The following is an 11,164-nucleotide window of genomic DNA, read 5'->3' on the forward strand; positions in this document are numbered from 1 at the left end:
AGCCAGTCGTCCACATCGGCGCTTCGGCACAGCTCGAGCCGCGCCCCGACCCCGTGCCGGGCCGCGTTGCGCCCGGCCACCGCGAGCGCTGGCGGGCTGACATCGGTGGCGACGGCGCGGGCCCCGGGCCAGTCGCAGAGCAGGCTGACGGCGATGATGCCGGTGCCGGTGCCGAGATCGGCAAAGCGCGACACCGGCCCGAGCTCGAGCGCGGCGGCGATCAAGGTCTCGGTTTCGGGGCGCGGGTCCAGCGTGTCGCGGGTGACCTCGAAATCGCGGCCCCAGAACTGGCGCCGCCCGAGGATCTTGGACACCGGCTCATTGGCGGCGCGGCGCGCGAGCAGGGCCTCGAAACGCTGCGGATCGGCCAGTTCGCGGTCGGCCTCGAGGGTGAGCCGCGCAACGTCGATGCCGGCGGCCTCGGCCAGGAGCGCCCGGGCGTCGCGCGCGGCATCGGCGATGCCGGCCTCCCTGAGGTGGCGGATGCCCCGGGTCAGCGCCTCGCGCAGGATCATGCCTGCATCTCGGCCAGCAGCCGCGCCTGATCGTCGGCGGTCAGCGCATCGACGATCTCGTCGAGATCGCCGCCCATCACCGCGTCGAGCTTGTAGAGCGTCAGGTTGATGCGGTGGTCGGTCATCCGCCCCTGGGGGAAATTGTAGGTGCGGATGCGTTCCGAGCGGTCGCCCGAGCCGACCTGGGCGCGGCGGTCGGCCGAGCGTTCGGCATCGACGCGCTGGCGTTCGGCATCGTAGAGCCGCGCCTTCAGCACCTGCATCGCGATCTCGCGGTTGCGGTGCTGGGACTTCTCGGAACTGGTGACCACGATGCCGCTGGGAATATGGGTGATGCGCACCGCCGAATCGGTGGTGTTGACGTGCTGGCCGCCGGCCCCCGAGGCGCGCATGGTGTCGATGCGCAGATCGCTTGCGTCGATCTGGATGTCCACGTCCTCGGCCTCGGGCAGCACCGCCACGGTGGCCGCCGAGGTGTGGATGCGCCCGCCGCTTTCGGTTTCCGGCACCCGCTGCACGCGATGGACGCCGCTTTCGTATTTCAGCCGCGCGAAGACGTTCTCGCCCTTCACATGGGCCACCACCTCCTTGATGCCGCCCAGCTCGGTCAGCTGCTCTTCGATGATCTCGAAGCGCCAGCCGCGGCTTTCGGCATAGCGCTGGTACATGCGCAGCAGGTCGCCGGCGAAAAGCGCCGCCTCGTCGCCGCCGGTGCCGGGGCGAATCTCGATCATCGCCGGGCGGGCATCGGCCTTGTCGCGGGGCAACAGCGCCAGTTGCAGCGCCTGTTCGGCCGCGGGCAGCCGTTCGCGCAGCAGCGGCAGCTCTTCCTCGGCCAGCTCGCGCATGTCGGGATCGGCCAGCATCGCCTCGGCCTCGTCGAGATCGGCCAGCAACTGCCGGTAGGCGGCGATCTGCTCGACCACGGGCTTGAGGTCGGAATATTCCTTGGCCAGCCGGGCGATGTCGGTGCCCGACGCGCCCTCGGCCATCTGCGCTTCGAGAAAGCCGAAACGCTGGGTGATCTGTTCAAGTCGTTCTATCGGAACCATGAGGCTAAGTGAGACAATCCGCTGGCTTGGTCAAGAGGCGCTTTGGCTGTATGATCGGTGCATGAAACCCAAGCGGCCCACCACATTGCCCCGAAGGGCGGCCGCGCTGCTGGCCCTGATCGGCGCGGCGGCGCCGGCGGCTGCGGATTACAACCTCAACGGCAAGATCATCGACTGCTATTGCACCGACACCCAGGGTGCGCGGGTCGAGGTCGGCGACACCATCTGCCTTCATGTCGACGGGCGCAGCTTCATGGCCCAGTGCCAGATGTCGCTGAACGTGCCGATGTGGCGCGAGATCGCCCCCGCCTGCCTGTCGTCGCGGCTGGAGCCGCCCTCAGCCGGCGGTCAGGGCCCGGATCCAGCCCTCGACACGGGCGGCGTTGACGCCGAGATCGCGGCGTCCGAAACGTGAGCGCCCGTAGATCAGCAGATCATCCCCGGCCGTGATCACCGTGGTGTAATCGGGAAAGCCCATTATCGGGGTGCGACTGACATAGGTCGCCATGCCCTCGGCGGGCGAACCGGCCAGCAGCACCGTGCGCGGCGTGGCAAGGATCAGCGCGTCGAGACGCTGAAAGCCCGCCTGCCCCACACCGGGCACCCGGCGCACGACCCCGTTGGCAAAGCTCTTGTCGCTGTCGGCGCGCGGCGCGACATGCCACAGGGCCGGGTCGCTGGGCGCCAGGCGGACATAGGCCTGGGCGGCGAGAAACAGCAGAACCAGGCTCCAGAACAGCATCATGCGCATCGCGTCCAATCGCTTGGAGGAAGAGGCGACTGCGACAATCGCCATGGGCACTGGTCACTAAACTACAGATTAACGGGCTCTACAATGCCGCAGCCTGACGCTACATAACATCAGGTCGTTTCACTTTCCAACCCTTTCTTGGAAAAATGTCCGCAGTTTTTTCAGGGCGGTCGATTTTCCCGAAAGCGGCGGTGTTTCCAAGGGTTTAAGCCGTCAGCGGCGGCGCGTCGCGCCCCAGAGGCTCAGGAGTTCGGTCACCACATGGGCCCCGGCGATCGCCGTCGCGCCGGTGGTGTCGAAGGGCGGCGAGACTTCGACCACATCGCCGCCGACCATGTTGATCCCGGCCAGATCGCGCAGGATGATCGCCGCCTGACCCGAGCTCAGCCCGCCCCAGACCGGGGTGCCGGTGCCCGGCGCAAAGGCCGGATCAAGACAGTCGATGTCGAAGGTGACATAGGTCGGCCGGGCGCCGAGGATCGCCTTGATCTTGGCCACAACCGCCGCCGGGCCGGTCTCGTGCACTTCGCGGGCGTCGATGGTCGGCACGCCGAGGTTGTCTTCGTTGGTGGTGCGGATGCCGACCTGAACCGAGGTTTTCGGGTCCACCAGCCCCATCTTCACCGCCTTGTAGAACATGGTGCCGTGATCGACCCGCTGCATGTCGTCATCGGCCCAGGTGTCGGAATGGGCGTCGAACTGGAGCAGCGACAGGGGGCCGTATTTCTCGGCATAGGCCTTGAGAATCGGAAACGAGATGTAATGGTCGCCGCCGATGGTCAGGCTGGCGGCGCCGGCATTGAGGATCTCGCGGATGTGATTGGTCAGCGTGGCGGGAAACTCGGCGATATTGGCATAGTCGAAGGCCAGATCGCCATAATCGACGATCTCGAATTCCTCCATGACGTTATAGTCCCAGCCATAGGGCGCATCAAAGGCCTGAAGCGCCGAGGCCTCGCGCACCGCGCGCGGGCCCAGCCGGGTGCCGGGCCGGTTGGTCACCGCCTGATCGAAGGGCACGCCGGTCACCGCGATGTCGACGCCGGTCAGATCCTTGGTATAGCGCCGGCGCAGGAAGGAGGTCGCGCCGCCGAAGGTGTTCTCGTAGGACATGCCGCGGCTGTCCTTGCGGGTGAAGGCCTCGTCCACCTGTGATTTCGCATCCTCGAGCGCCATGCCCTGCCCCTTTTCAGCCGCGGTCCCATGAATTTGATCAAATTCTGGATAATCCGGGCAGCAAGGTCAAGCCCCCCGTTGCGGGGCATTGTGAAAAGCCGGCTCGCACCGCCCCTTGTCCGGGGCGGCGACAAGTCACAGCGGCTGCGCCCGTTCCACCAGCCGGGCAAAGAACGAGGCGCCGATCGGCGAGATCGCATCGTTGAAATCATAGTTGGGGTTGTGCACCATCGGGCCGTCGCCCTGACCGAGGAACAGATAGGCGCCGGGCCGGGCCTCGAGCATATAGGCGAAATCCTCGGCCCCCATCTCGCGGCCGAAATCGTCGCGCACCGCCTCGGCGCCCGAGATCTCGCGCGCCACGTCGCAGGCAAAGGCCACCTTGTCGGCATCGTTGACCGTCGCCGGGTAGCCGCGTTCATAGCGCAGCGCCGCCGTCACCCCATAGGCCGCCGCATGGCCGTCGACGATCTGCTGCATGCGGCGGATGATGAGCGCCTGCACTTCGGCATCGAAGGTGCGCACGGTGCCGTTCATATAGGCGGTGTCGGGGATCACGTTGTCGGTCGAGCCGGCGTGGATCTGGGTCAGCGAAATCACCGCCTCGCCGCGCGCGTCGAGATTGCGGCTGACGATGGTTTGCAGGGCCTGGCCGATACCGAGGGCCGCGACCACCGGGTCGGCGGCCTCATGGGGATAGGCGCCATGGCCGCCGCGCCCCTGGATGTCGATGTGGAACTCGTCCACCGCCGCCATGATCGGCCCCGGCGTGGCATAGAAATGCCCGGTCTCGACGCCGGGGGTATTGTGCAGCGCATAGACCTGGTCGATGGCGAAACGCTCCATGATCCCTTCGTCGACCATGACACCGGCGCCGCCGCCGCCCTCTTCGGCGGGCTGGAAGATCAGCGCCACCCGGCCCGAGAAATTGCGGGTCTCGGCGAGATAGCGGGCCGCGCCCAGCAGCATCGTGGTATGCCCGTCATGGCCGCAGGCATGCATCGCGCCGGCGACGGTCGAGGCATGGTCCACCCCGCTGGTCTCGGGCATCGGCAACGCGTCCATGTCGGCGCGCAGGCCGATGGTGCCGCCGGGCCCCCTGCCCTCGATGATCGCCACCAGACCCGAGGTGGCGATGCCGGTGTGGATCTCGTCGACGCCGAAGTCGCGCAGCCGCGCGGTGACGAAGGCGGCGGTCTGGTGACAGTCAAACTCGATTTCCGGATGGGCGTGCAGATGGCGGCGCCATGTTTTCATGTCTTCGGCATAGGCGGCAATTCGATTGACCACGGGCATGGGCTGGACTCCCGGTTCGCGTTCCATTGATATGCAACACAAACACCGCCGAGGAGAGAGTTGCAATGGCCGAAGACCCGCTGATCCTGAACCCCAAGGGCGGCATGCCCCGGCTGTTGGAAATCATGCGCCGCCTGCGCGACCCCGAAACCGGCTGCCCGTGGGACATCGAGCAGGACTTTGCCACCATCGCCCCCTATACGATCGAAGAGGCCTATGAGGTGGCCGATGCCATCGAGCGCGAGGACTGGGAGGAGCTGAAGGGAGAGCTGGGCGATCTGCTGTTCCAGTCGGTGTTCCACGCCCAGATGGCGGCCGAGCGCGGGCTGTTCACCTTTGACGAGGTGGCCGACACCATGTCGGACAAGATGCTGGCCCGGCATCCGCATGTCTTCGGCGACGAGACCCGCGACAAGTCGGCCGAGCAGCAGACCCGCGACTGGGAAGAGGTGAAGGCCGCAGAACGGGCCGGCAAGCAGCAGCGCGGCACGCTGGAGGGGGTCGCGCTTGGCCTGCCGGCGCTGTTGCGGGCGGTGAAGCTTCAGAACCGCGCGGCGCGGGTCGGCTTTGACTGGCCCGATATCTCGCAGGTGGTCGACAAGATCGTCGAGGAGGCCGGAGAGCTGGCCGAGGCGCGCGACAGCCTGAGCCAGGCCGAGATCGAGGAGGAATTCGGCGACATGCTGTTCGTGATCGCCAATCTGGCGCGGCATCTCAAGATCGACCCCGAAAGCGCGCTCAGGGCCACCAACACCAAGTTCACCCGCCGTTTCGAGGCGGTCGAGGCCCGGCTGGCGGCAAGGGGCAAGCGCCCCGAACAGTCCAGCCTGGAAGAGATGGACGCGCTTTGGGACGAGGTCAAAGCCGAGGAAAAGGCCCCGGCATAGCCCAGGGGGGCGGCAGGCAGGAAGGCCGGCGAAAACGCGCGACAAATACCTGAATAATTTATTCAGGTATTGACCCAAGTAAATTGCTCAGGTATTCCGCCTGCAATCGAAACCGCAAATGAGACCGAGTCGCATGTTCGCATATCTGAAAACCTCCCTCGTCGCCGCCACCGCCATTGCCGTCGCCGCGCCCGTGATCGCCGATGAGGTCAACATCTATTCCTATCGCCAGCCCGAGCTGATCAAGCCGCTGACCGATGCCTTCACCGCCGAGACCGGGATCACGGTGAATGTCGCCTATCTCAAGAAGGGCATGATCGAACGCATGCAGGCCGAGGGCGACCGGTCGCCCGCCGACCTGGTGCTGACCGTCGACATCTCGCGCCTGGCCGGCGTGGTCAACGCCGGGCTGACCCAGCCGGTGACCAGCGACACGCTGACCGCCAACGTGCCGGCGCAGTACCGCGACCCCGACAACCACTGGTTCGGCCTGACCACCCGCGCCCGCATCGTCTATGCCTCCAAGGATCGTGTCGCCGAGGGTGAAGTCACCACCTACGAAGACCTCGCCGACCCCAAGTGGAAAGGCCGCATCTGCACCCGCTCGGGCACCAATGCCTATAACGTGGCGCTGACCTCGGCGGTGATCCACCACCTCGGCGAAGAGGGTGCCAAGGGCTGGCTGGAAGGCATCAAGGCCAACCTCGCCCGCAAGCCGCAGGGCAACGACCGGGCACAGGTCAAGGCGATCTGGGCCGGTGAATGCGATGTGGCCATCGGCAACACCTATTACATGGGCAAGATGCTGAACAACGACGAGCAGAAAGCCTGGGCCGACAGCGTCAACGTGGTCTTCCCGACCTTCGAAGGCGCCGGCACCCATGTGAACATCTCCGGTGTTGCCATGGCCAAACACGCGCCCAACAAGGACGCGGCGCTGAAGATGATGGAATTCCTGACCTCGCCCAAGGCGCAGGAAGTCTATGCCGAAGCCAATTACGAATATCCGATCGCCCCCGGCACCAAGCCCGACGCGCTGGTCAGCAGCTGGGGTGAGTTCACCGCCGATGACGTCAACCTGATGACATTGGCCGCGCAACGCCCGGCCGCGCTGCGGATCACCGAAGAAGTCGATTTCGACGGCTGATTTCATCTGCGAGCAGTAAAAACCGACGGCGCATCCTCCGGGATGCGTCGTTTTTTTGCCGGATTTTGGCGGCAAACGGACGCGCGCGCCCCTGTCATGACCGCCTAGGCTGACCGGAAAGGGAGGCTGCCGGATGCAGGACAGAACACATAAACCCAAATGGACCAGTTTCGAAGAGGCGACCGAGGCCGACTGGCAGGCCGTCATGGACTATGAAGAGGCGTTCAACGCCGGTCTGGTCGACCGCATCCTGGCGATGCTGAAATCGCTCGACGAGGACTGGACCCCCTACCCGGTCAACCGCTATCAGCACAGCCTGCAGGCCGCGAGCCGCGCCTATGAGGATGGCGCCGACGAGGAAATCGTCGTCGCGGCGCTGATCCATGACATCGGCGACATCCTGTCGCCCTACAACCACGGTGAGCTGGCCGCCGCCATGGTGCGCCCCTACATGAGCGAAAAGGCGCGCTGGATCATCGAGCATCACTGCGTCTTTCAGGGCTATTACTACAACCACATGCTGGGCGGCGATCGCCATGCCCGCGACAGGTATCGCGACAGCCCCCATTACGACGACGCGGTCTATTTCTGCCACCATTACGACCAGAAGGCCTTTGACCCGGACTACCCGAGCAAGCCGCTGGCGTTCTTCGAGCCGATGCTGCGACGGGTGTTCGGCAAGTCCGGTGGCCATCTGGAACTGGCCGAGACCGCCAGCGACTGACCGGCAGGCCTGCCGGAACCCTTGAACCGCGGCCCCGGAGGGCGCTAGGCTGATGCCATGCAGCAGCCCGTTGTCGAATATACCATTGACAGCAAGGACGCCCTGGCCTCGGTGAACGCGGAATGGGATGAGTTCGCGCGGGAAAACGACGGCGGCGCGGTGATGGCCGACCGGGTGCTCGGCCGGCCGATCTGGGATTTCATCGAGGGCGCCAAGACCGTTCTCTTCTATCGCATGGTCTTTCTCGGCTGCCGTGAAACCGGGGTCACGACGCGCTTTGATTTCCGCTGCGACAGTCCGGGCGTGCGCCGTGTCCTGTGCATGGAGATCATCCCCGGCGCCAATGGCGCGCTGACCTTTCGCAACGAGATCCTGAGCATCAGCGACATGTCGGCCGATCCGCGCGTGCTGTCGTTTCGCCAATATGCCGACCGCAACCGCTGCGCGATCTGCGGCAGCATCAAGATCGGCGAGGAATGGATCGACATCTTCGACTTCAGCGAAAGACGGATCGAGGTCGGCGGCTATGACATCTGCGAATCCTGCCGCCAGAAGGCGCGGCGGCAGGGCCCGGCGACGCTGCTGGAATTCCCCAAGAAGTGACAGCCCGCCGAGACACTGGACAAGTGGCCGCCGATTGCCCAGTCTGACCCATGCAGACCGGAGGCCCCATGAGCGCGCGCAAGATCATCATCGACACCGACCCCGGGCAGGACGACGCGGTGGCGATCCTGCTGGCGCTGGCCAGCCCCGAGGAAATCGACCTTCTCGGGATCACCGCCGTCGCCGGCAACGTGCCGCTGGAGCTGACCCAGAAGAACGCCCGCAAGGTCTGCGAACTGGCCGGCTTTCCCGAAACGCCGGTGCATGCCGGCTGCGACCGGCCGCTGGGGCGCCCGCTGGTGACGGCGGAACATGTCCATGGCAAGACCGGTCTCGACGGGCCCCAGCTGCCGGATCCGGTGATGCCGCTGCAGAGCCGGCACGGCGTCGATTTCATCATCGACACCCTGCGCGCCGAGGCGCCGGGCAGCGTCACCCTGTGCCCTCTGGGGCCGCTGACCAATATCGCAACCGCCTTCAAAAAAGCGCCGGACATCGTTGAAAGGGTTCAGGAAATCGTGCTCATGGGCGGGGCCTATTTCGAGGTCGGCAACATCACCCCCACGGCCGAGTTCAACATCTACGTCGACCCGCAAGCAGCTGATATCGTGTTCAGATCTGGCGTTCCTATCGTGGTGATGCCACTTGATGTCACGCATAAGGCGCTGGTCACAAGTGCCCGCAACGACGCCTTTCGCGCGCTTGCCACCCCGGTCGGCATCGCGGTGGCCGAGATGACCGATTTCTTCGAACGGTTCGACCGCGAAAAATACGCCAGCCCCGGCGCGCCGCTGCACGACCCCTGCGTCACCGCCTATCTGATCCGCCCCGAACTGTTCTCGGGCCGCGAGGTCAATGTCGAGATCGAGACCGGATCAGAGCTGACCATGGGCATGACCGTCGCCGACTGGTGGGGCGTCACCGGCAAGCCCGCCAATGCGCTGTTCATCGGCGATCTCGATGCCGATGGGTTCTTTGCCCTGCTGACAGAAAGGCTGGCCCGCCTATGAGCACCGCCCTCCACCTCGCCCGCCCCGACGATCTCGCGCGGCTGCTGCCGCTGGTCGAGGCCTGCCACTCCGAGGCCGGCATCCTTCTCGACGATGCGGCGCGCATGGCCGCTGTCGCGCCGCTGCTCGAGGGCACGCCGCTGGGTGCGGTCTATCTCATCGGGCCGGCGCGGGCGCCGGTGGGCTATGTCGTCCTCGCCTTCGGCTGGTCGGTGGAACTGGGCGGCATGGACGCCTATGTCGACGAATTGTACATCCGCCCGCCGGTGCGCCGGCGCGGCATGGGCAGCGATGCGCTGACCGCGCTCGGCGGCGCGCTTGGCGAGGCCGGGGTGCGTGCCTTCCATCTCAAGGCCGACGAAACCAGCCCCGAGATCCGCGCCTTCTACCAGCGCGCTGGATTTGCGCCGCGCGGGGGCTACATGCTGGTCACCCGCAAGCTCTGAGGCCCGCCATGCCCGACCCGGCCCGCCTGTCCATCCCTTTCGACAACAGCTATGCGCGCCTGCCGGCGCGGCTGTTCACCCGCCTGCCGCCCGAGCCGGTGCCCGCCCCCGAGCTCCTGGCCTTCAACGCCCCGCTGGCCGCCGAGCTCGGCATCACCGGCGCCGGCGACGCGGCGGAACTGGCGGCGGTCTTCTCGGGCAACCGCCTGCCCGAAGGCGCCGAGCCGCTGGCCCAGCTCTATGCCGGGCACCAGTTCGGCCAGTGGAACCCGCAGCTTGGCGACGGGCGGGCGATTCTGCTGGGCGAGGCGCGCGGCCGCGACATCCAGCTCAAGGGATCGGGGCGCACCCCCTATTCGCGCGGCGGCGACGGGCGGGCCTGGCTCGGGCCGGTGCTGCGCGAATATCTGGTCAGCGAGGCGATGCATGCGCTCGGCGTGCCGACGACGCGGGCGCTGGCGGCGGTCGCCACCGGCGCCGCCGTCATGCGCGAGACCGCGCTGCCGGGCGCGGTGCTGACCCGCGTCGCCGCCAGCCACATCCGGGTCGGCACCTTCCAGGTGCTGGCCGCGCGCCGCGATCGCGAAGGGCTCGGGGCGCTGCTGGAACATGCCTGCGCCCGGCATTACCCCGGCACCGCGGCGCCGCTCGACTTCCTGCGCGCGGTGATCGCGCGGCAGGTGCGGCTGGTCACGCGGTGGATGGGCATCGGCTTTATCCACGGGGTCATGAACACCGACAATTGCGCGGTTTCGGGCGAGACCATCGACTATGGGCCCTGCGCCTTCATGGACCGCTACGAGCCGCTGACCGTGTTCTCCTCGATCGACCACGCGGGGCGCTATGCCTATGGCGCCCAGCCCGATGTCGTGGTCTGGAACATGGCCCAGCTGGCGACCGCGCTGCTGGCGCTCGAGGCCGACCCCGAGGGCGCGCTGCCGGCCTATACCGAGGCCGTGCACGCCATGCCGGGGCTGCTTGGCGCGGCCTGGACGGCGACATTGCTGCGCAAGATCGGCATCAGCGATCCCGCCCCCGGCGACCGCGACCTCGCCGAGCGCCTGCTGAGCACCATGCGCCGGCAGGGCAGCGATTTCACCAACCTTTTTGCGGCCCTGGCCGGGGGCGGCGGGCGCGAAGAGTTCACCGATGGTGCCGAATTCGACGACTGGCGACGCGACTGGCAGGCGCGGCTGGCGACCCAGCCCGACCCCGGCGCCGTGATGCAGGCCGCCAACCCGGTCGTGATCCCGCGCAACCACCGCGTCGAGCAGATGATCGAAGCCGCCATCGGCGGCGACATGGCCCCCTTCCGGCGCCTTCTTGCGGCCTGTACCGATCCATTCGAGCGCCGGGCCGACAGCGCCGACCTGCGCCGCCCCCCGCGCGAGGACGAACGCGTGCTGGCCACCTACTGCGGCACCTGAACCGACGGCGGGCGCCGCTCATTCTCTTGCCGGAAATATCCCCGCCGGAGGCAGCGCCGCGGCCTCAGGCCGCGGCCTTCCCGCCCCGTCCGCGCGACGGACGGCGGCGGCGGCGCGATCCGTTTCCGGC

The 11,164-nt window shown here is 66.9% G+C and carries 13 protein-coding genes; 8 read left to right on the forward strand and 5 right to left on the reverse strand.

The features are described from left to right. Together ABZD10_RS08945 and prfA are read right to left on the reverse strand one after the other, a co-directional pair. Nucleotides 1–515, reverse strand: a 515-nt coding sequence (locus ABZD10_RS08945) for a class I SAM-dependent methyltransferase (protein ID WP_372885924.1), incomplete at its 3' end; no start/stop codon positions are given. After that, nucleotides 512–1,567 (reverse strand): peptide chain release factor 1, encoded by a 1,056-nt coding sequence (gene prfA, locus ABZD10_RS08950; protein WP_372885925.1) that lies wholly within the window; start codon nucleotides 1,565–1,567, stop codon nucleotides 512–514. The genes ABZD10_RS08945 and prfA, both read right to left, overlap by 4 nt. A 61-nt stretch (nucleotides 1,568–1,628) precedes the next feature. Here prfA and ABZD10_RS08955 point away from each other — a divergent pair, with 61 nt between their 5' ends. Next, entirely contained in the window at nucleotides 1,629–1,982 is a 354-nt protein-coding gene (locus tag ABZD10_RS08955) for a hypothetical protein (protein ID WP_372885926.1), read from the forward strand. Here the strand turns inward: ABZD10_RS08955 and ABZD10_RS08960 are convergent. The 3 genes from ABZD10_RS08960 to ABZD10_RS08970 all read right to left on the reverse strand — a co-directional run bounded on the left by ABZD10_RS08960 (nucleotide 1,905) and on the right by ABZD10_RS08970 (nucleotide 4,790). Beyond that, nucleotides 1,905–2,363, reverse strand: a complete 459-nt coding sequence (locus ABZD10_RS08960) for a DUF1499 domain-containing protein (protein ID WP_372885927.1) — start codon at nucleotides 2,361–2,363, stop codon at nucleotides 1,905–1,907. The genes ABZD10_RS08955 and ABZD10_RS08960 overlap by 78 nt on opposite strands. Before the next feature lie 168 nt (nucleotides 2,364–2,531). Continuing rightward, nucleotides 2,532–3,494 carry an agmatinase gene (gene speB, locus ABZD10_RS08965; protein ID WP_372885929.1) on the reverse strand — a complete coding sequence of 321 codons (963 nt, stop codon included), beginning with the start codon at nucleotides 3,492–3,494 and terminating at the stop codon, nucleotides 2,532–2,534. A gap of 135 nt (nucleotides 3,495–3,629) precedes the next feature. Then, the gene (locus ABZD10_RS08970) at nucleotides 3,630–4,790 is read right to left on the reverse strand and encodes a M20 aminoacylase family protein (protein ID WP_372885931.1); all 1,161 of its coding nucleotides are present in this window, start codon (nucleotides 4,788–4,790) and stop codon (nucleotides 3,630–3,632) included. Nucleotides 4,791–4,855: 65 nt separating this feature from the next. On the opposite strand from ABZD10_RS08970, the gene mazG reads away from it, so the two are divergent. From mazG to ABZD10_RS09005, 7 genes are all read left to right on the forward strand, one after another. Then, the gene (mazG, locus tag ABZD10_RS08975) at nucleotides 4,856–5,677 is read left to right on the forward strand and encodes a nucleoside triphosphate pyrophosphohydrolase (protein WP_372885932.1); all 822 of its coding nucleotides are present in this window, start codon (nucleotides 4,856–4,858) and stop codon (nucleotides 5,675–5,677) included. A gap of 133 nt (nucleotides 5,678–5,810) precedes the next feature. After that, nucleotides 5,811–6,824: a Fe(3+) ABC transporter substrate-binding protein gene (locus tag ABZD10_RS08980; RefSeq protein WP_372885933.1), complete on the forward strand. Its 1,014-nt coding sequence runs from the start codon at nucleotides 5,811–5,813 to the stop codon at nucleotides 6,822–6,824. 133 nt (nucleotides 6,825–6,957) lie between these two features. Next, nucleotides 6,958–7,548, forward strand: a complete 591-nt coding sequence (locus ABZD10_RS08985) for an HD domain-containing protein (RefSeq protein WP_372885935.1) — start codon at nucleotides 6,958–6,960, stop codon at nucleotides 7,546–7,548. 57 nt (nucleotides 7,549–7,605) lie between these two features. Further along, nucleotides 7,606–8,151 carry a hypothetical protein gene (locus tag ABZD10_RS08990; RefSeq protein ID WP_372885936.1) on the forward strand — a complete coding sequence of 182 codons (546 nt, stop codon included), beginning with the start codon at nucleotides 7,606–7,608 and terminating at the stop codon, nucleotides 8,149–8,151. Between the two features lie 68 nt (nucleotides 8,152–8,219). Continuing rightward, a complete protein-coding gene (locus ABZD10_RS08995) occupies nucleotides 8,220–9,161 on the forward strand; it encodes a nucleoside hydrolase (RefSeq protein ID WP_372885937.1) in 942 nt (313 codons plus the stop codon). After that, nucleotides 9,158–9,607, forward strand: a complete 450-nt coding sequence (locus tag ABZD10_RS09000; protein ID WP_372885938.1) for a GNAT family N-acetyltransferase — start codon at nucleotides 9,158–9,160, stop codon at nucleotides 9,605–9,607. The genes ABZD10_RS08995 and ABZD10_RS09000 overlap by 4 nt, the downstream gene beginning before the upstream one ends. Nucleotides 9,608–9,615: 8 nt before the next feature. Further along, nucleotides 9,616–11,034 carry a YdiU family protein gene (locus ABZD10_RS09005; protein WP_372885939.1) on the forward strand — a complete coding sequence of 473 codons (1,419 nt, stop codon included), beginning with the start codon at nucleotides 9,616–9,618 and terminating at the stop codon, nucleotides 11,032–11,034. Nucleotides 11,035–11,164 lie beyond the last annotated feature (130 nt).

Origin of the sequence: Shimia sp. (genome assembly GCF_041624275.1) — a bacterium.
In the GTDB taxonomy this organism is placed as follows: Bacteria; Pseudomonadota; Alphaproteobacteria; order Rhodobacterales; family Rhodobacteraceae; genus Shimia.